Raw genomic sequence first — 21,900 nt, 5'->3', positions numbered from 1 at the left:
ACTACTCTCCAATACTAAAAAGGGTAATAACATTTTCATGTTATTACCCTTTCATAATATGATGTTAATCAAGCCAACTAGTGATTTTCAGATACCATATTTACTGTGTATTTAGGGATATCCACGACTAAGTCTTCATCACCAACAATAGATTGGCAGCTAAGACGTGATTCAGGCTCTAATCCCCATGCTTTATCAAGCATATCTTCTTCGAGTTCATCGCCTTCTTCGATAGAGTCAAAGCCTTCACGAATAATAACGTGACAGGTAGTACACGCACATACTTTTTCACAAGCATGCTCAATACCGATATCGTTTCTTAGAGCAACGTTTAATACGCTCTCACCTTTTTCGGCTTCAACTACTGCGCCATCAGGACATAGCTCTGCATTGGGTAAAAATATAATTTTTGGCATTTTATTTATTCTCTGCTTGCAAGGCTTTCGCCTAACTTAAATATTATTTGAATATGCTTTAAATATTGTTTAAAACATATTCTAACGAAACGCTAAATTTTATCAACGGCCTGACCCGCAAGGGCTTGGCTAATTGAACTGTCCATACGGCGTTCAGCAAATATTGCTGTGCTGTCGTTTAACTTATCAAGCGCATTTTCTATCGCTTTAACTTCAATACCTTGGCTCACTTTCGCAAGTGCTTTAATAGCGTTTTCAATGATTATCACTTCATCACTATCAAGTAACCGACTGTCGGCAAGTAAAGCGGCTTGAACAGACTCGATAACACGAGATGCTTCAACTTGTTGCTCTTTCAACATACGCGCTTGCATATCTTCTGCAGCATTACTCATTGAATCTTTGATCATTTGACTAATTTGATTGTCCTCAAGACCAAATGAAGGTTTAACCTCAATGCTAGCTTCCACACCGGAAGATTTTTCCATCGCCGATACAGACAGTAAACCATCCGCATCAACTTTAAAGGTTACTCTAATATGTGCTGCACCTGCTGTCATGGCAGGAATACCACGTAATTCAAAACGGGCTAACGAGCGACAATCTTCAACTAATTCACGTTCACCTTGTAATACATGAACAGCCATAGCTGTTTGACCATCTTTAAAAGTGGTAAATTCTTGTGCTTTTGCCACCGGTATTGTGGTGTTGCGTGGAATAACTTTCTCTACTAAACCACCCATGGTTTCTAAGCCAAGCGATAACGGCGTCACATCAAGTAATAACATATCACTATCAGGTTTATTACCCACTAAAATATCGGCTTGAATCGCTGCGCCGATAGCGACCACTTTATCAGGGTCAATTGACGTTAAAGGTGTTTTCTTAAAGTGTTTTTCAACTTCACTACGCACTAAAGGTACGCGAGTTGAACCACCAACCATCACAACTTCGATAACTTCATCAATAGTAATATCAGCATCTTTAAGCGTGCGACGACAAGCACGTAATGTTTTATTAACTAATGCGCCAATAAGTTCATTCAACTGCACTTTGGTTAAACTTGTTTTCCAATCACTATCGTCATCAAGAGAAATAGTGATATCAACTTGTTCGTTAACGGTTAACTGTTCTTTAGCAAAACAAGCTTGCTGCATCAGTTGACGCTCTAGCGAAGGTGATAAAGGTCTTACTAAACCAGCTTGTTCAACAAGATGATCAACTAAAACAACATCAAAGTCATCTCCACCAAGCGCAGAATCACCGCCAGTGGCTAACACTTCAAATACACCTTTGTTTAAGCGTAAAATAGAGATATCAAAGGTACCGCCGCCTAAGTCATAGACAGCAATAACACCTTCTTGCCCTGAATCTAGCCCGTAAGCTACCGCGGCAGCTGTCGGCTCATTCAATAGACGAAGTACGCTAACACCAGCTAATTTTGCCGCATCTTTTGTACTTTGTCTTTGAGCATCATCAAAATGAGCTGGTACGGTAATAACAACACCAGTGAGCTCTCCACCTAAAGCAGCTTGTGCTCTTAAGTTTAAGCTTTTTAATATCTCTGCAGAGACCTGAACTGGGTTAACAGCGCCTTGCCTTGTCATAATTTCAGGATGATTTTCATCACCACAAAACTCATAAGGTAAAGAGGGATATTTGCCTTGAATGTCTTTCAGTGAACGACCTATTAAGCGTTTAGCAGAAGTAATCGTATTTTGAGCATCTTCAATGCTAAGTGCTTGTGCTGCCTGGCCAACTAAAATATTGTCTGCTTGATAGCTAACAATAGATGGCAATATATCACGGCCTTGATCATCGCTTAAGGTACTTGCGTTACCGCTTTGTACACTAGCTATTAAGGAATTCGTGGTACCAAGATCAATGCCTGCAGCTAATCTGTGTTCATGAGGAACGGTACTTTGACCGGGTTCTGCAATTTGTAATAAAGCCATGATGTTATTTCAATGATTTAGTTTAAGGTTAAATTCAAGTTTAGGTTTTGTTCTTAGCTTAATGAAAAGTCTTTAACGTTGAAGTGTTTGCTAGTCACACTAGTCATCCAATAAACTGTCTTCAAGACGGTCCACTTCAACATTTAACTTTTGATAAAACTTTAATTTACGTAAATTATCGCATGCTGCACTATTTGATGCTGCATTATTTTCACTAAGTTGCGTTCTCATTAGCTGAGAAAGCTGTAAGTATTCTGTCGACAAAACACTTTGCACTTCCAGCAATGCTGCATCAACGTCACCAGAGTGTCTAACGTCTTCAAGCATTTCTCGCAAGTCCATTTGTCGCATTAAAAAACTGGTATCTTGGAAAGAATGCTGTTCGTTCGGCATTGCTACACCACGTTGCACAAGAATATATTGGGCACGTTGTAATGGGTTTTTAAGTGTTTGATAAGCGTCGTTAATATGTGCAGATTTTTGTACAGCAATTCGCTGCTCTTGCTCTGATGCATGGGCAAACTTGTCAGGATGCACAGTCTTTTGCAAGGTTTGATAATTTAATGAAAGTTGCTGTAAATCGACATCAAAGGAAACTTCAATGTTGAATAATTGAAAGTAATTCAAAATTTTTACTCTGATTTTACATGGACGGGCACTTACAAAGTGATCTCGCCATAATGAATTCAGCTCAACGATAGTTTGCTCTGAGGCAAGGCGAAAGCACGGAGTTGACGTTAGTCAATGAGTACTTTCAACACTGCAACTGAGCAAAATAGCTAAGAGATGAACTCGTTATCACACATTAGCTTAGACGTTGAACGACTCACCACACCCACACTCACCTTTGGCGTTAGGATTGGTGAATTTAAAGCCTTCATTCAAGCCTTCTTTAACAAAGTCGAGCTCAATGCCGTCAAGATAAACAAGACTCTTCTCGTCAATGATAATGTTGACATCTTCAATATTGAATAATTGATCATCTTCATTTAAATCATCAACAAATTCCAGCACATAGGCTAAACCTGAACAACCAGTGGTTTTAATACCTAAGCGAAGCCCAAGCCCTTTCCCACGGTTTTGCATGAACGATTGAACACGTTCAGCTGCAGCAGGAGTCATGGTAACAGCCATTGCTATCTCCGTTATTTACTTTGCTTGGATTTATAATCTTCAATGGCTGCTTTAATAGCGTCTTCGGCCAAAATAGAGCAATGAATTTTTACTGGAGGTAAAGCTAACTCTTCAGCAATCGCAGTATTTTTAATCTGACCCGCTTCTTCAATTGACTTACCTTTTACCCATTCAGTTACTAATGAGCTTGAAGCAATTGCAGATCCACAACCATAAGTTTTGAATTTTGCATCTTCAATGATACCGTCTTCAGAAATTCTAAGTTGTAACTTCATGACATCGCCACACGCAGGTGCGCCAACCATACCCGTTGCTACTGATGGATCGTTTTTATCCATTGAACCTACGTTACGTGGATTCTCATAATGATCTAGTACTTTTTCGCTGTAAGCCATGTGACTCTCCTAGCTTGTGTTAAATAATCCCTAGGAACTATTTAACACTAAATGTTATTTAAAATAATGAATTGTTTACTAAGCGTTATATTATAGGCATTAGCCTATGAATCGCTTAGTGAGCAGCCCATTCAATTGAATCTAAATCGATACCTTCTTTGAACATTTCCCAAAGCGGTGACATGTCACGTAAGTGACCAATTGCATTCTTAATAAGGTCAATTGCGTAATCAATTTCTTCTGTCGTAGTAAAGCGACCAAAGCTAAAACGAATTGAGCTATGTGCCATTTCATCATTTAAGCCTAAAGCTCGAAGTACATAAGACGGCTCTAAGCTAGCTGATGTACATGCGCTGCCCGAAGATACGGCCAAATCTTTCAATGCCATGATGAGTGACTCACCTTCAACAAAGTTGAAACTAACATTCAAGTTACCTGGGTAACGTTTATCAGGGTCACCGTTAATAAATACTTGTTCCATGCTATTTACACCGGCCCATAAACGATCGCGCATTGCTGTAACATGTGCTTGATCTTGTGCCATTTCTTCTTTAGCTATTCGACACGCTTCACCCATGCCAACAATTTGATGGGTAGCTAAGGTACCAGAACGCATACCGCGTTCATGTCCGCCACCATGCGTTTGTGCTTCTAGACGTATACGCGGCTTACGGCTTACATATAATGCGCCAATGCCTTTAGGTCCGTACATTTTATGTGCTGAAATTGACATTAAATCAACTTTCAATGATTGCATGTCGATATTAATTTTACCGGCACTTTGCGCGGCATCAACATGAAAAATAATTTTACGAGCACGACACATTTCGCCAATTTCGTTGATGTCTTGAATGACACCAATTTCATTATTTACTTGCATGATACTCACTAAAATAGTGTCATCACGCATAGCGTCATTAAGTTTATTTAAATCAATTAAACCGTTTTCTTCCGGATCAAGATACGTTACTTCAAAACCTTGACGCTCTAATTCACGACAGGTATCTAATACCGCTTTATGCTCAGTTTTGCAGGTAATAATGTGCTTGCCTTTCTTATTATAGAAATTAGCTGCACCTTTAATAGCAAGGTTGTTAGATTCAGTAGCACCTGACGTAAAAACAATTTCACGTGGGTCAGCATTAATTAACTCAGCAATTTGATTACGAGCGATATCAACCGCTTCTTCAGCTTGCCAGCCAAATTTATGTGAACGAGATGCAGGGTTACCAAAATGACCATCGTTGGTCATGTACTGCATCATTTTTTCTGCTACGCGCTTGTCTACTGGTGTAGTAGCTGAGTAATCAAAATATATAGGAAGCTTCATTTGCTAACACTCTCCGAAGGTAAATCTTTAATACGACGCGACTAGTTATTACCAGTCGTTCATTACATTTTTAGTGGTTATTAATGTTTCTAAGGCTATGCTTTTATGAGCATTGATATGTAGTTCATCTTGGCGCTTAGAAACTTCTTGTACATCACCCTTAGCGACTAATTCGGATAAGGTAATATTTCTCAAGAATTCTTCAATTCGTTGGCTCAACCCTTCCCAAAGGGAATGCGTTAAACATTGTTCTCCACCCTGGCAATTGCCTTTACCCGAGCACTTAGTTGCATCAACACTTTCATTCACTGCATAAATAACATCGGCAACGGCAATTTGCGCTGAGCATCTACCCAAACGATAACCGCCACCTGGGCCGCGAACACTAGTCACAAGACCTTCTTTACGTAAACGAGAAAAAAGCTGCTCTAAATACGACAAAGATATGCCTTGGCGCTCTGAAATATCAGCCAGAGATACAGGTCCAGACACGGCATGAATAGTAACATCTAACATGGCAGTAACTGCGTAACGACCTTTAGAGGTAAGTTTCATAATCTGTTCTCAAACACTATGTTGGTGTACTCAAAATATCAATTTAGTCGTATGACTGAATCAAAACCATTTGCAAAAAAGCATCAAATAAATGCCTTGTGTTGCAAATGCTGGGCAATTTTACATAACCCTACAAATTAGTCAAGTAAATACCCTAGCGCTTTACTCAGGTATTATATACCAACAGATGTTATGCGAAAAGCAATACTTGAGTATTTTACTCAACTATTATTTTTAATCGTAACAGTTGCATACAGATTAAGGTGCTAACACAGAATAACGAGGTTAAATTTCAGGATCAAAGCTGGCCACTTTACTTTCACGACGTTGTGCAGCCGCCTTCTCATCTTCGACAAATTCACCCACTCTTAACTCAGGTAAATTCTTAGAGCAAATATCCCCACCTAAGCGGTTAATTTCTTTGCAAAGTTCGCTGACTCTATCGTCCATTAAATGCATATGATCAAGTAAACGGCCGATCGCTTTAGCCACAGGATCTGGATTATCATGTGAAACCGCATAAGCATCAAAACCAAACTTTTTAGCCGCTTCTTCTCGTTGTTGACCTTCACCTTTACTGTGTTTATCCGGTACAATTCTACCCGGAATACCAACCGCTGTAGCATTGGCGGGTAAGTCTTTAACCACAACAGAGTTAGAGCCAACTTTACCGCCCTTACCTATGGTTATTGGCCCAAGCACTTGAGCGCCAGCACCGATAACAACATTATCTTCTAGCGTAGGATGACGTTTACCCGCTTTCCAACTCGTTCCACCTAACGTGACACCGTGATAAAGCGTGACATCATTGCCTACTTCGGCGGTTTCGCCGATGACAATGCCCATACCATGGTCAATGAAAACGCGACGACCTAATTTAGCACCAGGGTGTATTTCAATACCCGTTAACCAACGGGAGAAGGTTGAAATAACGCGTGCTAATAATTTCCAATTAGCACACCATAATCTATGACTTAATCGGTGAATCCAAATGGCATGTAAGCCCGGGTAATTGAGAATAACTTCAAAACTGGTACGAGCGGCTGGATCTCTATCAAAGACACTGTTGATATCTTCTTTGATACGGCTAAACATAAATCATTCCTTCTGTGTATTTTAAGTGGCTGTTACGACTTTTCTTTACTGGACCTTTCCATCGAGGCAAAAATCCCACGCATCATCTTAATTTCTTTAACATCTGGTCTTGCACGATTAAATAAGCGTCTTAGTTTAGTCATGACTAAACCTGGGTGATTTTCTACAATAAAACCTGTCGCTTTAAGGGATTTTTCAAAGTGCTCATAAAAACGCTCTGTTTCTTCTATAACAGGATAGAGCTCATCATCTTCATTTTTAGGTTTAGCAATTAAATTACCATTACCGGTACTACGTTCTTGATAATTTTGATCGTGTGCTAATAAATAACTGGTACGTACTTCATAACTTAACGTTTGTACTGCCATCGCTAAATTTAATGAACTGTAATCAGGGTTCGCCGGTATCTGAACATGAAAATGACAAAGCTGAAGTTCTTCATTCGTTAAGCCGCTATTTTCACGACCAAAGACTAATGCGACAGGATATTCTTGTGCTTCAGAAATCATCTTTTCACCACAACCTCTAGGCTCTAGCATAGGCCAAGGTAATGTACGTGATCGGGCGCTTGTACCGACAACTAAGCCACAATCTTCAATAGCTTCAGCTAGCGTACTAACAACTTTCGCATTAGCTAAAACGTCGGTAGCCCCTGCTGCCATGGCTTGAGCTTGCCCATTAGGCATTTCAATAGGGTCGACTAAAATTAGCTGACTTAATCCCATTGTTTTCATTGCGCGTGCTGCACTACCGATATTTCGACAGTCTGAAGTGTTAACTAAAACAATTTTAACGCGGTCTAATAGTGAACCAGTGGTGTTGCTTGGCTGAGAACCTTGTTGAGAATCTGACATTGTTTACTCTTCTTGTTTGCTTATTCGGGGGTTATAACAATGAAAACAATTTATTGCCCTATTGCTTTTAACAGCCCATCTAGATGGCTAACATTCTACCATAGAAGAGTACTGCTGTGGCTAACAAAAAGCACGCATATTTCCGGTTTTTATCTATGGTAATTTGCTATTTAATAGTTTTTTTCACTCTAAAGGAAAGTAATTAAACAAATAGTTCAATTATTAAACATCATTTAAATAAGTTTATCGCTAAATGCTTTTATTTTTGCTATAATTTGCGCGCTCAATTTTCCAAGACAATGTTTGCTTGGAAATGAATCGTTCTTTTAAAAATTATTTACAAATAGGTACTCTATTATGCATCCCATGCTAAATATTGCCGTGCGCGCAGCGCGTACAGCAGGTAAAGTTATCGTTCGCTCTATGGAGCAACTTGATAAAGTTGAAATTGAATCAAAAGGCACTAACGACTTCGTCACCAGTGTTGATATTAGCTCGGAAGAAGCCATTATCGAGACTATTCGTAAATCATATCCAAATCACACTATTATTGGTGAAGAGTCTGGTGTTTTAAAAGGCAGTGAAGACGATTACCAGTGGATTATTGATCCACTAGATGGCACAACCAACTTCATCAAAGGCATTCCACACTTTGCCGTTTCAATTGCGTTAAAAGTTAAAGGCAAATTAGATCAAGCCGTTGTATTTGATCCAATTCGTGGAGAATTATTCTCAGCGAGTCGTGGTAAAGGTGCACAACTAAACGGTTTCCGAATCCGTGTAAATAAAAACAAAGAAATTTCAGGCACTATCTTAGCGACTGGTTTCCCTATTAAGCACAAACAACATAGCCTTGCTTATATGGCAATGTTCTCAGCATTATTCCAAAAATCATCAGATATACGCCGTGCAGGTTCAACTGCACTTGACCTTGCTTATGTAGCAGCTGGGCGTGTTGATGGTTTCTTCGAAATTGGTACTAAACCATTTAATACTGCTGCTGGTGAATTATTAGTGATTGAGGCAGGTGGTTTAGTTACTGACTTTACTGGCGGTCATAATCATGCAAATTCAGGCAATATTGTTGCAGCAAACACACGTATATTGAAAGATGTTTTACAAGAAATTCGCCCACATTTAGGTGATGCTCTTAGCAAGTAATTTTGCATAGTTACCCGCTATTAACCAAGATGCATGTTTCAGAGCACTTTTAATAGTAACGGGTATACATTGAACGCTATACTTAAAGGCGCCACAGATATCTTTTTAAATAAAGGTAACGTGGCGCCTTTTTTGCTTTAGGTTAGCTAGGTAGTCAATAGAAGAATAGAATTAAGAGAGCTCATGGAAAATACGAACACCACAAAACAAGCCTTTATTGCTGGAGAAGTTGCCCTAGTTGGCTCAGGACCTGGAGATCCTGACTTACTTACCTTACAGGCCTATCGCTTTATCAAGCAAGCTGAAGTTGTTATTTATGATAGATTAGTAAGTAAAGCAATAATGGCGCTACTACCCATTACTTGCCAACAGATATATGTAGGAAAAAAACAAGCAGATCATAGAGTTCCACAAGATGGTATTAATCAATTACTGGTTGATAATGCTTTATTGGGTAAAAAAGTTGTTCGTTTAAAAGGAGGAGATCCTTTTGTCTTTGGTCGAGGCTCTGAAGAAGCTCAATTTTTATTAAGTCATGGCGTTGCTTGTCACATAGTTCCAGGCATGACAGCAGCTTCTGCGTGTACTAGTTATGCTGGCATTCCGTTAACTCATCGAAAAGTTGCCCGCAGTTGCACCTTTATAACAGGTCATGTGCAAGATAATGGTGCATTAGATCTACCTTGGCAGGCATTAAATGATAAAGAACAAACCATTGTTTTTTACATGGGCATAAAAAGTTTGCCAATCATCACCGCTCAGCTGATAGAAGCGGGTCGTGATACCAATACACCAGCGGCCTTGATTCGAAAAGGCACCCATCAAGACCAGCAAGTGATAAAGGGTACATTAGCCAATTTAACCAAGTTAGTCGCTTTACATAAGATAACACCCCCAAGTTTAATTATTATTGGTGATGTGGTGGGTATATTCCCTAGTGAACAACTTACTAATTTAGGTTACTTAACTCCATAATATTTTAATTTATTCAAGGTGTTGAGCCTCAAAATTTAGCATAAAAAAAAGCCTTGTGAAGAATGTTAGCTATTCGTCATAAGGCTTTTTAATAATCGAATCAGTTATGTAAATCAATTCTACCCATTATTTTGTAGGGCGTATTGCTCTGCGTGGTTTAGGTCCAGAACCATCATATTCAGGTTTTTTACGTCTAGAAGAATCATTGCCCGGTTTTGCTTTATTGCTACTGGTATTGTTACCATTAGCATTACGACCAGAACGTTGACCATCTTTGTGCTCAACTCTGCCCTTACCTGCCTCTTGATGCTTGCCAGACTTTGGTGGCTTACCTTGTTTTAAAGGTTTGATAGCACGGGATTCACCTAACTCATTGGCAGGTATAAATTCTTCAATAACTTTTCGTTCGATGTGTTGCTGAATAACATGTTCAATGCCCCACAATAAATCTAATTCGTCGGCACACACTAGAGACAATGCTTGTCCGGTATTACCTGCACGGGCTGTTCTACCAATACGATGAACATAATCCTCAGGTACATTAGGTAGGTCAAAATTAACAACCTGTGGTAACAAATCAATATCAATACCACGGGCTGCAATATCAGTTGCTACTAATATTTTCACTGAACCATCTTTAAAAGCAGCAAGGGCTTTTGTACGTGCGCCTTGGCTTTTATTACCGTGTATCGCCGCGGCAGTTAAGCCTTCAGCTTCAAGGTGCTTAGTAAGCTTGTTTGCACCATGTTTGGTTTTTGTGAAAACCAATACTTGTTGCCAATCATTTTCTTTTATTAAATGCGTTAACACTGCTGGTTTGCGCTTTTTATCAACCGCTGTTAACCATTGAGTCACTTTTTCTGCAGTGCTATTTTCTGCATCAACTGATATCTCTAATGGATTATTGACCATACCTTTAGCTAAGGCACGAATATCAGGTGAAAATGTTGCCGAGAAGAGTAAATTTTGACGTTCTTTTGGCAAAGCAGTCATCAACTTTTTAATATCACGAATAAAGCCCATATCTAACATACGATCAGCTTCATCAAGAATGAAGACTTCTAGTTGACTAAACTTAACGGCTCTTTGATTGTATAAATCTAATAGACGCCCTGGCGTTGCTACAAGTATGTCAACACCTTGGCGAAGACGCATCATTTGTGGGTTGATTTTAACACCACCAAAAACAACGGTTGAGTGTAAGTTTAAATACTTACCATACTCTTCAATGTTTACACTTATTTGTGCTGCTAACTCGCGAGTAGGCGTCAATATCAGCGCTCTTACGTTGTTAGATGAAACCTTGTTGCCAGTACTGCTAGAAAGGCGCTGTAATAATGGCAAAGTAAACCCTGCCGTTTTACCAGTACCCGTTTGTGCTGCAGCCATTATATCGCGTCCAGAAAGCACTGCAGGAATCGCTTGTGCCTGGATAGGAGAAGGCGTTTCATATCCCTTGTCACGCACTGCTTTTAGTAATGCTTCAGATAAACCTAAATCAGTAAAATTGGTTGGGGTATCGCTCATATGTATCTCTTTAAAAAGTATTAGGGTCTGTTGACCTTTAATGTTCAAAATATTGTTCGCATTAAATGCTTTTGATCAAGGCGCTAGGAATGCAGTCTAGTTATACGATGTAAACTCTTCGCAGCGAAGAGCAATAAGTACGTTAACGAATCCAAAGCACCTTTATTAGGCACTTTTACTTCGTCATACCATAATAGAGTCATTACGAAACGTCTGCTCAGCCTTGAATAAAAAGCAAATAAACGGCTGCAAATGTAGCAGCAAAGTTAAACAGCCCCTAATCAAATACTGACAGCGTTATTAAGAATGTTGGCAGCATGAAAGGGCGTGCAGCATACAGCAAGGTTCATTCCAAGTCTATTAATACCAAGTTGATTAAGTTCTTTCCCACTCAGCGAGCATTAAAAGGCTTAGAGATAAGGCATTGATTGATGAGAATGGTTATTCAGGAGAATATGCTCCTGCATTCTCTAAGAAGCTACATCCATGTAGCGTCCTTCTCAAAATCAATAACGATGTGTGTAAGCCTTTACCTTTTATTAGGTACTCGCCCTTGGGAACTTACTCGATGCCCATTAACTTCGTTAAATTAATTTGATTTAGAGTGACTAAACCGAAATGAATTTTCCTTGTTATTGAACATCGACTATAGCTCTGAGTTGGGAAGAAATTTTATCAAATTGCTATGGGTTAGCTGTCACTCTGCATGATTTACACTTATCGCGTTAAGTGTTTGTCTTTTTACCGATAAAATAAAACACGTTAAATAAAAAAAACCGAGTAACTTTCGTTACTCGGTTTTTTTTATTAATAACAATAATGCTTAAGGCATCATAGCTTCTTGATCTTCGCCTTCTTTTTCAATCACTTCAGGTATCAAATCTTCTCTTGAAATACCTAATGATAATGCCACTAAACTAGCCACATAAATTGAAGAGTAAGTACCAACAAATACACCAAATAATAATGCCGTAGCAAAACCATGAATCAGCGCGCCACCTTGAAAAAACAAGGCTGCTAATACTAATAAGGTAGTAATTGACGTTATAAAAGTACGGCTAAGTGTTTGCGTCAAAGAGATATTAATAACGTCTTCAGCTTCACTATTGCGTATTTTTCTAAAGTTCTCACGAATACGGTCTGACACAACAATGGTATCGTTAAGTGAATAACCAATAACCGCTAAAACAGCAGCAAGTACTGTTAAGTCGAACTCTAGTTGTAAAACAGAAAACAAGCCTAGTGTTAACAACACATCATGAAATAACGCTACTACTGAGCCAACCGCAAAGCGCCATTCAAATCGAAAAGCAACGTAGACCAAAATACAAATCAATGCAGTTAGCATCGCTAAACCGCCCTGCTCTGCTAATTCATCACCAACACTTGCACCAACAAACTCAATACGACGCATATCAACCGTTTGACCGGTAGTTGATTGTAATAAATCAAGTACTTCATTACCTAACATTTCAGCTTTAACATCATCACGTAAGCCTAAACGAATAACTACATCGCGGCTACTACCGTAAAGTTGTACTTTTGCATCAGCAAAGCCGTTGCTTTTCATCACCTCACGAAGCTTTTCTAAATCAGCCGCTTCTTGAAAGCCCACCTCAATTAGCGTACCACCAGTAAAGTCTAAGCCAAAGTTTAACTTGTTGGTTGCTAACGATATAACTGAAGCAATCATTAATAATGCACTAAATATCAAGGCTATCTTGCGATAGCTCATAAAGTTGACAGTTTCTTTTAATTGTAAAATTTGCATAAATTTAAATTCCTGCCCTTACTATATCGAAAGCTTATCAAGGCGTTTACCGCCCCAAATAGCATTAACTACGGCACGAGTACCTACAACAGAGGTAAACATTGAAGTAATGATACCGATAGATAATGTGATAGCGAAACCTTTTACTGGGCCTGTACCAATTGCAAACAGAATTAACGCGGCAATTAACGTGGTGATATTGGCATCAATAATGGTTGAAAATGCTGCATCATAACCTTGATGAATAGCTTGCTGAATCGTTTTACCTTCACGTATTTCTTCACGAATACGTTCAAAAATAAGTACGTTAGCATCAACAGCCATACCAACCGTTAATACGATACCAGCCATACCTGGCAACGTTAGCGTTGCGCCTGGTATCAGTGACATAATACCAACAATTAACACTAAGTTAGCGCCTAATGCAAGGTTAGCTACTACACCAAAGGCACGGTAATAAACCATCATAAAGACAAACACTAAACCAAAGCCCATCATAATAGCTTCGAAACCAAGTCTTACGTTTTCAGCACCTAATGTCGGGCCGACTGTACGCTCTTCTACAATGGCAATTGGTGCAATCAAAGCACCTGCACGTAATAATAAGGCAAGGTTATGCGCTTCAGCTGCACTACCAGAACCGGTAATACGGAAAGATTTGCCTAAACGTGATTGAATCGTGGCAACTGAGATGATTTCTTGATGCTTTTCAAAAACTAAATTTCCTTCAGCATCTTTTTTATCAGTGGCTTTGTATTCAATGAATACCGTTGCCATCGGCTTACCAATATTACTTTTGGTGCCACTTGACATTTTAGAGCCGCCAGCACTATCAAGTGAAATGTTAACTTGTGGTCGTGAGTACTCATCAAAGCCTGATTTAGCATCGGTGATGTGATCGCCGGTTAACATGACTCGTTTTTTCAATAAGCTGGGCTTACCATCTTTATCTCTTAATAAGATAGAGTTTGCAGGTACGCGGCCGTTTAATGCATTTGATAAATCACCTTCGGTATCAACTAATCTGAACTCGATAGTTGCCGTGGCATTCAGAATTTCTTTCGCTTTCGCGGTATCTTGAACACCTGGTAATTCAATAACAATATGTTTTTTACCTTGACGTTGAACCAGCGGCTCAGCAACACCTAACTCATTAACTCGATTACGAATAATGGTGATGTTTTGTTGTAAGGCATATTCACGAATTTCTTTAAGCTTAGCTTCGGTCATTTTTGCCGTTAGCGTTAGCGTATCGTCATCAGTGGTTAACAGTAAATCACGATAGCGTTTTTTCAGTAATAATTGCGCGGCTTCTAAGTCTTCAACTTTACGGAAAACGACGACAACAGCATTATTACCTTCTTTAACACTACGGTAGCGAATTTTTTCATTGCGTAAATCACCACGAAAATCACTTACCATACCTGTTTTAGCTTTATTGACGGCTTCTTTCATGTTCACTTCCATCAAGAAGCTAACACCACCGCTTAAATCTAAGCCTAATTTCATTGGCATACCGCCAATAGCAGCTAACCATTGTGGTGTATTAGGCGTTAAGTTTAAAGCAACAGAAAACTGCTTGCCTAAATTATCATCTAATACATCACGAGCTTTTAGTTGATCTTCAGTATTTTTAAAACGCGTTAATACTTGACCATTTTCTAAAGCAATACTATCAAAGGTCAGATTACTTTCTTCTAATTGTGCTTTGATTCTATCAAGGGTAGCTGTATTAGCTTCAACGCCGCGTAAACCTGATACTTGAACAGCGGGTGATTCACCATATAGGTTTGGTGTGGCATAGAGCGCACCGAAAGCGACAATCATTGCCACCATGAGTGTTTTCCATAAGGGATATTTGTTTAACACAATGTGTCCTTTTTTGGGAGCGGCTGTATTGGCACTTTATTTTTATAATTACGGCGTTAAAGTGCTCATTGACATGCGTCAACTCCGCGCTTTCGCCTAGTACTTATTTCAATAAGGTACAAATAAAACATCTAGTAATTTTTATTTATACACTTTATAGGATTTAGCTAAGTTAGTTGGCTTTAGTTCAAAGAAAAAGCACAGAGTTGACGCGTGTCAATGAGTACTTTTGATGATGAAATAAAGCCAAATAACAAGAATAAAATTATAAAGACTTCATTGTGCCTTTTGGAAGTACTGCATTGATAGCGCCTTTCTGTACTGTTACTTCAGTACCTTCGCTGATGCTAACAACGATAAAGTCTTTTTCATCAGAAACTTTAACGATTTTGCCAACAATGCCGCCTTGCGTTAAGACTTCATCGCCTTTAGCTAGTGAAGACATTAAACCTTTATGTTCTTTTACACGTTTAGCTTGTGGACGATAAATCATGAAAAAGAATACTAAACCAAAAACGGCTAGCATAATGATCATTTCCATTCCGCCACCGGCTGCTGCTGGTCCGTCTGCTGCATGTGCTGTATTAATAAATAAACTCATAAATTCCTCTTTTTTTTATAATTGGTTAGTGATTTTGTATTTTATTGCTCTTTCGCCCAATTGATTTGTCAAAGGTACTCACTGACTAACGTCAGCTCCGTGCCTTTTCCTTTCAATTGAACGAAAGCTCTTCAAAATACTAAACCACTGGATTTAACAAAATTCTTTAATGTCCGAAAGGTTTAAAGCTAAACTTGCTTACTACCTATCGCTAATGGTGGTACTGGTAAACCACGTAAAGCGTAAAATTCTTCTACATAGGCGTCTAACTTACCTTGCTCAATCGCATCACGCAAACCCTGCATCACTTTTTGGTAAAAATGAAGGTTATGTAAGGTATTTAGTTGCGAACCCAGAATTTCTTTACACTTATCTAAATGATGTAAATAAGCACGAGAGTAATTCTTACAGGTATAACAATCACAAGTATCATCAAGTGGTGAAACATCTGTTTTATGGGCTGCATTTCTGATCTTAATAACACCCGTATTGACAAATAAATGGCCATTGCGAGCATTACGTGTCGGCATTACACAATCAAACATATCTATACCACGGCGCACACCTTCAACAAGGTCTTCCGGTTTACCTACTCCCATAAGATATCGGGGCTTATTTTTAGGTATCAAGGGCGCGGTATGATCTAATATTCGAACCATATCTTCTTTAGGCTCACCTACTGATAAACCACCAATCGCATAACCATCAAACTCAATCGCTTTTAAGCCGGCAACTGATACTTCACGTAAGTCTTCATACATTCCGCCTTGCACTATACCAAACAGTGCATTCGGGCTATCGCCGTGAGCATCCTTTGAACGCTGTGCCCAACGAAGAGAAAGTTCCATTGAATCTTTTGATTCTTTATGGCTCGCTGGATATGGCGTACATTCATCAAAAATCATGACGATATCTGAATTTAAACTACGCTGTACTTCCATGGAACGCTCAGGCGTAAGCATAATTTTTTCACCATTAACGGGTGAACTAAAACGTACACCTTCTTCGGTGATTTTACTCATTTTTCCTAAACTGAATACTTGAAAGCCGCCAGAATCAGTTAAAATCGGTCCATTCCAATTCATAAAATCATGCAAGCCACCATGCTGCTCAATAATATCGGTACCTGGGCGTAACATTAAGTGAAAGGTATTACCCAAAATAATATGAGCACCAGTAGCGGCTACTTCTTCAGCCTTCATACCTTTAACCGTACCGTAAGTACCTACAGGCATAAATGCAGGGGTTTCCACTACACCACGGTCAAATGTTAATCGGCCACGACGGGCTTTACCGTCAGTAGTGATTAGTTCATATTTCATTTTATTTTTTACTACTTCTGTCATAAATATTCTCTCTCACCCACTAGCAAAACAGGCTGGCGGTGTTTGGTTTAAAATAAGGTTACTACTTAACTAGGAATTATTTAGCTCTTGTTTAGTTAAAAACATAGCATCGCCATAACTAAAAAATCGGTACTCTTCACTTATCGCATGTTGATAAGCAGGCATAATATGGTCATAACCAGAAAATGCACTCACTAACATAAGCAACGTTGACTCAGATAAGTGAAAGTTAGTCACTAAGGCATCAATAATTTGAAATTGATAACCTGGGGTGATGAATATATCGGTATCACCATAAAAAGCACTTAAGGATTCATTGTTATCTTTGGCAGCTTTTGCCGCACTTTCCAGAGAGCGAACTGACGTTGTGCCAACCGCAACTACTCGACCACCAGCGGCTTTAGTTTTTGCTATTTGCGCGACAACTTCATCTGACACTTCAACGTACTCTGCGTGCATAATATGATCGGCAATTTCGTCAACCTTAACGGGTTGAAAAGTGCCTGCGCCAACATGTAAGGTAACAAATGCTAGTTCAACACCTTTTTCTTTGATCTTTTCTAATAAGGCTTCATCAAAATGTAAACCTGCCGTTGGCGCGGCAACTGCGCCAGGCTTTTCATTGTAAACAGTTTGATAGCGCTCTTTATCACTGTCTTCATCAGGCCTATCTATATAAGGTGGTAGTGGCATATGCCCTATATCATCTAAAATAGTTAACACTGACTGATCACTATTAAACTTTAATTCGAAAAGAGCACCATGGCGAGCCACCATTGTTGCTTTGACTTTAACGTCACTGTCTTCATTGCCGAGGAAAAGCTCATTACCTACTTTAGGAGACTTACTGGCGCGAATATGAGCAAGAGCCGTATTTTGATCGACAATACGTTCAATCAATACTTCAATTTTACCACCACTGGCTTTTTGACCAAACATTCTTGCCGGAATGACGCGAGTATTATTGAAAACCAATAAATCACCTGAATTTAATTGCGCGACAAGATCGGTAAAAACGCCATCGGTTATTACACCAGAATTACCATTTAAGGTCATTAAACGACTAGATGTGCGCTCTGCTTTTGGATAACGAGCAATAAGAGCTTCGGGTAAATCGAAGGAAAAGTCTGAAACACGCATGATATTGGCTATTTTTCTGGCTTAAAAAAGGCGTAATTTTAGAGCTGCAAGCCATTGATAGCAAGTTAATTCGCCACTTTTAAAACTTAAGCCTACAGAACAGAGAACAAAGTTGTGTTGAAACAACATTATTGTTAGTTATAACCAGTATTTATGATAATTATCTCAGCAATAAAGCTTTTAGTGTATGTTGGGAGATAATCGATACTTATATACCCCATTTTAAAACGACTAAAGAGTTGATGCCCTATGAAAAATGAACTTGCGCTTACTATAGCCACCACTATTATTAACGGTTTTGAACGCCATGTCGCACTTTTCACTGAACTTACTCAATCAGCTAGGGAACGGTTTCAACAATGCCAATGGAATGAAATCCATAGGGCAGCTAGAGCAAGAACCACTTTTTATGATGATCGCGTAACTGAAACTTTCAACCATATAAAAGAAAATTTCGACATTAGCGCGCTCGATAATGCCTTGTGGCAGCAAGTTAAAGGTGCTTACTCAGACTTATTAATCAACCATAAGCAGCCAGAGTTAGCCGAAACTTTCTATAACTCAGTATTTTGTCATTTATTTGAGCGAAAATATTATAACAATGATTATATTTTTGTTGAAAGTACTGCGCACCGACTTGATGATAAAGAATCGCCAGAAATTTACACTTCTTATCAACCGGAAGTATTGGGTTTAAAGCAAACCATCTGTGACATTATGAACAATCATAGAACGGTAATCCCCTTTGAAAATCTCGACCGTGATGTTGATGCGCTCATTAATACCTTTCGCCGCCAAGCACATAAAACCCGGGTAAAATTAGAAGACTTACAATTTGATATTCTTAACTTTACTTTTTATCGCAACAAAGGTGCCTATTTAATTGGTCGAGTTTTATCGCCTGCGGGAGAAACGCCATTTATTGTTGCGGTACTTAATAACGAAAAAGGCGGTTTATACTTAGATGCACTATTAACTACCAGTGAAAGTATGGCGGTGGTATTTGGTTTCGCACGTGCTTACTTTTTTGTAGATTGTCAGCATCCTTATGCCTTAGTTAACTTCTTACAAGGGCTTATGCCTCATAAAACCAAAGCTGATTTATATTCTGCAATTGGCTTTCATAAACAAGGTAAAACACAGTTTTATCGGGATTTCCTTAACCACCTTGATAGCAGTGATGACCAATTTGAATTAGCTGCCGGTATTAAAGGTATGGTGATGTCTGTATTCACCCTGCCTTCTTATCCCTATGTTTTTAAAATTATTAAAGATAAATTCTCACCCAGTAAAAACATGACTAAAAAAGATGTAAAAGGGAAATATCGCTTAGTTAAGTTACATGACAGGGTCGGTCGTATGGCTGATACCATGGAATATTCAGAAGTCGCATTCCCCAAAAAACGTTTTAATGAGGAACTTTTAGCTGAGTTACAAAAAGTAGCCTCCTCAATTATTCGTTATGAAGGGGCTGGTGAAGAAGAACTGCTTATTATTGAACATGTCTACATAGAACGCCGTATGGTGCCACTCAACCTATACCTAATAGATGCTCTTAAAAATAAAGAACAGGAAAAAATAGACAATGCCATGTTTGGTTATGGCGAGGCCATTAAACAACTTATCTCCGCAGATATATTCCCAGGCGACATGTTACTCAAGAACTTTGGCGTCACACGCCATGGCAGGGTAATTTTTTATGATTATGATGAAATAACCTATATGAATGAGGTAAATTTTAGGGAGAAGCCTAAAGCAATTACTGAAGAGCAACTATATGCTTCAGAGCCTTGGTATACGGTATTACCAGGAGATATGTTCCCTGAAGAAATAGCCACCTTTGCATTGGCAAACCCAAGCTATTTAAAAGCATTTAAAATACATCATCAAGATTTGTTAACCGCAAGCTATTGGCAACAATGCCAACAAGATGTCGCCAATGGTATTTATAAAAGTGTCTTTCCTTACCCTGAAAAATATCGGTTTTGTCATCAGACCAAACTAGCTAAGCAATGAAGTTTAACTTTTAAACTAAATTAAAATTTTACTTAAACAAACACAAACTGGCTACTTAACTGCCAGTTTGTTGATAAATCAGTCAAACAAACGTTTTTTAGTAAAAAAATTGCATTAGTGCTTTACCTTTTAGCTCGCATCAGTATAATTCGATTCTGCTGCAGGGGTGTAGTTCCAATTGGTAGAACAGCGGTCTCCAAAACCGATGGTTGGGAGTTCGAGTCTCTCCACCCCTGCCATTTTTTCTTCTGTTATATCTGTATACCTCCCTAATCAATCATCTACAATCTAAAGCAATTTTTTCTAGATAATACTAACTAAAAGCCTCATTTATCTGCTTTTAGTCAGCAACTAATTCTGTCATTATATTTAACCGTAAATCCAAGAGCTAATGAGCCGTAACTGATGAGCATTAATCAACATCAATTTGAGCAACTTACTGAAATGGGCATCAGTCTTTGGCAGCATCGAACTTATGAAGCTCCAAATGACGCAGTTCAGACTCAGTCCAACAACTATCTTGACATCGATTTAAAAGAGTTGGCTAATCGACAACTATTCAATGACATTTTATTAGCGACAGGCTTAAGTATCGGTGAAATTAGTCACCAAGATGATCACTTAAATTTAGGGCTATTTAACTGGTATTTCACCTCGGTATCATCACAAAATCAAATACAATGGCTTGAGCAACAGTTAATTACGCCGACTATTGCCGAAATTTCAAAGTCGCCTGCGCTTAAAAAGCAATTATGGCAATTACTGACTAAAAAAATACAAGAGTAAGCACAATGAGTAATGGATCAAAATCGAGCAAAGAATACTTTGCTGATATAGCACACTCCGATGTAGATAAGTTAATGCCGATAGAGCTTGCTTGTCACTCGCACCCATGGAGTGAGAAAACCTTTTTAAGCTGTATTGGTGGACGTTACTTTGGTGAGTTTTTCCAAGTGATTGCAAAAGACCTGCCTGCAGAACAGGCCATAGGGTTTTATATTGGCGAATATATTATTGGTGAAGCAACGCTAATGGATATTTGTGTTTTACCAACAGAGCAAGGTAAAGGATACGGTAAAGTATTACTTAATCAATTTTTAGCCCAAGCGAAAAAACTCGGTTCAACAAAAATATTCTTAGAAGTACGCGCAAAAAATATAGCGGCACAAATGCTCTATATGAATGCTGGTTTTATCGAAATTGATCGCCGTACCGGATACTACCCAAGTAACTCAGGTTTTGGCTATGAAGACGCTATTGTTATGTCATTGGCATGCAAATAAATAATTAGCTAATAAACGACTAACCTTCCCTGCTTAAATAATAAACTAGCCAACTCAGTAACAAATAACAACATTTGCATACGTAAAGTGGCTAGTTAATTCCTTTCATTTAGTTAATATACTCAACAAGGTACTTAAGGTGCCATACAGAAATTTAACAAGTGATGAGCAGAGCCATATGTTTACTAAAATAACCCCGACGACTGATAGCCAACTATCAAATGAAGATGTCGCAAACCTTATTGTGAGTGATGCGCTAAGTAAAATAAGTCAACTTACTGGCTTGAGCAAACAAAAAGCTTTTGCATTATTGTCTAACCAAGTGACCCCCCAAAGTAATGACAATAAACAGCTCGCATTTAAAAAGATACACATCCCGTTATTAGATCAAAGTGAATCTCAATTTATTTCAAGCTTATTTATCTAATTGCACAATGTAAACTCATTCTCTTTCAAGTAAATTAGCCAACATTCTGG

21 protein-coding genes and 1 tRNA gene are annotated in these 21,900 nt (G+C 38.7%); 7 read left to right on the top strand and 15 right to left on the bottom strand.

The window, feature by feature from the left end:
* Nucleotides 1–77 precede the first annotated feature (77 nt).
* The 9 genes from fdx to trmJ form a co-directional block, all read right to left on the bottom strand.
* Complete coding sequence (fdx, locus tag CXF71_RS16825; RefSeq protein ID WP_101226722.1) at nt 78–416, bottom strand: ISC system 2Fe-2S type ferredoxin; 339 nt, start codon at nt 414–416, stop codon at nt 78–80.
* 92 nt (nt 417–508) lie between these two features.
* Entirely contained in the window at nt 509–2,371 is a 1,863-nt protein-coding gene (gene hscA / locus CXF71_RS16820; protein WP_101234078.1) for a Fe-S protein assembly chaperone HscA, read from the bottom strand.
* Nucleotides 2,372–2,470: 99 nt separating this feature from the next.
* Entirely contained in the window at nt 2,471–2,998 is a 528-nt protein-coding gene (hscB, locus tag CXF71_RS16815) for a co-chaperone HscB (protein WP_101234077.1), read from the bottom strand.
* Between the two features lie 183 nt (nt 2,999–3,181).
* The gene (gene iscA / locus CXF71_RS16810; RefSeq protein ID WP_101234076.1) at nt 3,182–3,505 is read right to left on the bottom strand and encodes an iron-sulfur cluster assembly protein IscA; all 324 of its coding nucleotides are present in this window, start codon (nt 3,503–3,505) and stop codon (nt 3,182–3,184) included.
* 11 nt (nt 3,506–3,516) lie between these two features.
* Nucleotides 3,517–3,900, bottom strand: coding sequence for a Fe-S cluster assembly scaffold IscU (iscU, locus tag CXF71_RS16805; RefSeq protein ID WP_101234075.1), 384 nt, complete (start codon nt 3,898–3,900; stop codon nt 3,517–3,519).
* Nucleotides 3,901–4,015: 115 nt separating this feature from the next.
* A complete protein-coding gene (locus CXF71_RS16800) occupies nt 4,016–5,230 on the bottom strand; it encodes an IscS subfamily cysteine desulfurase (RefSeq protein ID WP_101234074.1) in 1,215 nt (404 codons plus the stop codon).
* Between the two features lie 48 nt (nt 5,231–5,278).
* On the bottom strand, nt 5,279–5,785 hold the full coding sequence (gene iscR / locus CXF71_RS16795; protein ID WP_101234073.1) for a Fe-S cluster assembly transcriptional regulator IscR: 507 nt from the start codon (nt 5,783–5,785) through the stop codon (nt 5,279–5,281).
* A 285-nt stretch (nt 5,786–6,070) separates the two neighbouring features.
* Nucleotides 6,071–6,880 (bottom strand): serine O-acetyltransferase, encoded by an 810-nt coding sequence (gene cysE, locus CXF71_RS16790; RefSeq protein ID WP_101234072.1) that lies wholly within the window; start codon nt 6,878–6,880, stop codon nt 6,071–6,073.
* 32 nt (nt 6,881–6,912) lie between these two features.
* The gene (gene trmJ, locus CXF71_RS16785) at nt 6,913–7,734 is read right to left on the bottom strand and encodes a tRNA (cytosine(32)/uridine(32)-2'-O)-methyltransferase TrmJ (protein ID WP_101234071.1); all 822 of its coding nucleotides are present in this window, start codon (nt 7,732–7,734) and stop codon (nt 6,913–6,915) included.
* A gap of 357 nt (nt 7,735–8,091) precedes the next feature.
* Here trmJ and suhB point away from each other — a divergent pair, with 357 nt between their 5' ends.
* Nucleotides 8,092–8,895: an inositol-1-monophosphatase gene (gene suhB / locus CXF71_RS16780; protein ID WP_101234070.1), complete on the top strand. Its 804-nt coding sequence runs from the start codon at nt 8,092–8,094 to the stop codon at nt 8,893–8,895.
* 183 nt (nt 8,896–9,078) lie between these two features.
* Nucleotides 9,079–9,870, top strand: coding sequence for a uroporphyrinogen-III C-methyltransferase (cobA, locus tag CXF71_RS16775; protein WP_101234069.1), 792 nt, complete (start codon nt 9,079–9,081; stop codon nt 9,868–9,870).
* Between the two features lie 126 nt (nt 9,871–9,996).
* On the opposite strand, the gene CXF71_RS16770 is transcribed toward cobA, so the two are convergent.
* The 6 genes from CXF71_RS16770 to queA all read right to left on the bottom strand — a co-directional run bounded on the left by CXF71_RS16770 (nt 9,997) and on the right by queA (nt 18,124).
* On the bottom strand, nt 9,997–11,397 hold the full coding sequence (locus tag CXF71_RS16770; protein WP_101234068.1) for a DEAD/DEAH box helicase: 1,401 nt from the start codon (nt 11,395–11,397) through the stop codon (nt 9,997–9,999).
* Nucleotides 11,398–12,220: 823 nt separating this feature from the next.
* Nucleotides 12,221–13,168 (bottom strand): protein translocase subunit SecF, encoded by a 948-nt coding sequence (gene secF, locus CXF71_RS16765; RefSeq protein WP_101234067.1) that lies wholly within the window; start codon nt 13,166–13,168, stop codon nt 12,221–12,223.
* A gap of 21 nt (nt 13,169–13,189) precedes the next feature.
* Entirely contained in the window at nt 13,190–15,037 is a 1,848-nt protein-coding gene (gene secD / locus CXF71_RS16760; RefSeq protein ID WP_101234066.1) for a protein translocase subunit SecD, read from the bottom strand.
* A 265-nt stretch (nt 15,038–15,302) separates the two neighbouring features.
* Nucleotides 15,303–15,638 (bottom strand): preprotein translocase subunit YajC, encoded by a 336-nt coding sequence (gene yajC, locus CXF71_RS16755; protein WP_101234065.1) that lies wholly within the window; start codon nt 15,636–15,638, stop codon nt 15,303–15,305.
* A gap of 188 nt (nt 15,639–15,826) precedes the next feature.
* Nucleotides 15,827–16,960, bottom strand: a complete 1,134-nt coding sequence (tgt, locus tag CXF71_RS16750) for a tRNA guanosine(34) transglycosylase Tgt (RefSeq protein WP_198559905.1) — start codon at nt 16,958–16,960, stop codon at nt 15,827–15,829.
* 93 nt (nt 16,961–17,053) lie between these two features.
* Complete coding sequence (gene queA / locus CXF71_RS16745; protein WP_101234063.1) at nt 17,054–18,124, bottom strand: tRNA preQ1(34) S-adenosylmethionine ribosyltransferase-isomerase QueA; 1,071 nt, start codon at nt 18,122–18,124, stop codon at nt 17,054–17,056.
* 249 nt (nt 18,125–18,373) lie between these two features.
* Between queA and aceK the strand changes: the two genes are divergently transcribed.
* The 5 genes from aceK (at nt 18,374) to CXF71_RS16720 (ending at nt 21,850) form a co-directional block, all read left to right on the top strand.
* Complete coding sequence (gene aceK / locus CXF71_RS16740) at nt 18,374–20,140, top strand: bifunctional isocitrate dehydrogenase kinase/phosphatase (protein ID WP_101234062.1); 1,767 nt, start codon at nt 18,374–18,376, stop codon at nt 20,138–20,140.
* 162 nt (nt 20,141–20,302) lie between these two features.
* Nucleotides 20,303–20,379 (top strand) — tRNA-Trp (locus CXF71_RS16735).
* A gap of 166 nt (nt 20,380–20,545) precedes the next feature.
* Complete coding sequence (locus tag CXF71_RS16730) at nt 20,546–20,926, top strand: DNA polymerase III subunit psi (protein ID WP_101234061.1); 381 nt, start codon at nt 20,546–20,548, stop codon at nt 20,924–20,926.
* Nucleotides 20,927–20,931: 5 nt separating this feature from the next.
* Nucleotides 20,932–21,423 (top strand): ribosomal protein S18-alanine N-acetyltransferase, encoded by a 492-nt coding sequence (gene rimI / locus CXF71_RS16725; RefSeq protein WP_101234060.1) that lies wholly within the window; start codon nt 20,932–20,934, stop codon nt 21,421–21,423.
* Between the two features lie 139 nt (nt 21,424–21,562).
* Nucleotides 21,563–21,850, top strand: a complete 288-nt coding sequence (locus tag CXF71_RS16720) for a hypothetical protein (RefSeq protein ID WP_232771523.1) — start codon at nt 21,563–21,565, stop codon at nt 21,848–21,850.
* Nucleotides 21,851–21,900: the final 50 nt, after the last annotated feature.

It is taken from the genome of Colwellia sp. 12G3, assembly GCF_002836775.1.
Lineage (GTDB): Bacteria > Pseudomonadota > Gammaproteobacteria > Enterobacterales > Alteromonadaceae > Colwellia.
The sequence above is the reverse complement of the archived record's forward strand: the minus strand, read 5'-3'. Positions and strand labels throughout refer to the sequence as shown.

Excerpts from the sequence above, each read along its gene's own strand:
- fdx (WP_101226722.1), bottom strand. The coding sequence starts at position 416 with ATGCCAAAAATTATATTTTTACCCAATGCAGAGCTATGTCCTGATGGC.
- hscA (WP_101234078.1), bottom strand. The coding sequence starts at position 2,371 with ATGGCTTTATTACAAATTGCAGAACCCGGTCAAAGTACCGTTCCTCAT.
- iscA (WP_101234076.1), bottom strand. The coding sequence starts at position 3,505 with ATGGCTGTTACCATGACTCCTGCTGCAGCTGAACGTGTTCAATCGTTC.
- iscU (WP_101234075.1), bottom strand. The coding sequence starts at position 3,900 with ATGGCTTACAGCGAAAAAGTACTAGATCATTATGAGAATCCACGTAAC.
- CXF71_RS16800 (WP_101234074.1), bottom strand. The coding sequence starts at position 5,230 with ATGAAGCTTCCTATATATTTTGATTACTCAGCTACTACACCAGTAGAC.
- iscR (WP_101234073.1), bottom strand. The coding sequence starts at position 5,785 with ATGAAACTTACCTCTAAAGGTCGTTACGCAGTTACTGCCATGTTAGAT.
- cysE (WP_101234072.1), bottom strand. The coding sequence starts at position 6,880 with ATGTTTAGCCGTATCAAAGAAGATATCAACAGTGTCTTTGATAGAGAT.
- trmJ (WP_101234071.1), bottom strand. The coding sequence starts at position 7,734 with ATGTCAGATTCTCAACAAGGTTCTCAGCCAAGCAACACCACTGGTTCA.
- suhB (WP_101234070.1), top strand. The coding sequence starts at position 8,092 with ATGCATCCCATGCTAAATATTGCCGTGCGCGCAGCGCGTACAGCAGGT.
- cobA (WP_101234069.1), top strand. The coding sequence starts at position 9,079 with ATGGAAAATACGAACACCACAAAACAAGCCTTTATTGCTGGAGAAGTT.
- CXF71_RS16770 (WP_101234068.1), bottom strand. The coding sequence starts at position 11,397 with ATGAGCGATACCCCAACCAATTTTACTGATTTAGGTTTATCTGAAGCA.
- secF (WP_101234067.1), bottom strand. The coding sequence starts at position 13,168 with ATGCAAATTTTACAATTAAAAGAAACTGTCAACTTTATGAGCTATCGC.
- yajC (WP_101234065.1), bottom strand. The coding sequence starts at position 15,638 with ATGAGTTTATTTATTAATACAGCACATGCAGCAGACGGACCAGCAGCA.
- tgt (WP_198559905.1), bottom strand. The coding sequence starts at position 16,960 with ATGAAATATGAACTAATCACTACTGACGGTAAAGCCCGTCGTGGCCGA.
- queA (WP_101234063.1), bottom strand. The coding sequence starts at position 18,124 with ATGCGTGTTTCAGACTTTTCCTTCGATTTACCCGAAGCTCTTATTGCT.
- aceK (WP_101234062.1), top strand. The coding sequence starts at position 18,374 with ATGAAAAATGAACTTGCGCTTACTATAGCCACCACTATTATTAACGGT.
- CXF71_RS16730 (WP_101234061.1), top strand. The coding sequence starts at position 20,546 with ATGAGCATTAATCAACATCAATTTGAGCAACTTACTGAAATGGGCATC.
- rimI (WP_101234060.1), top strand. The coding sequence starts at position 20,932 with ATGAGTAATGGATCAAAATCGAGCAAAGAATACTTTGCTGATATAGCA.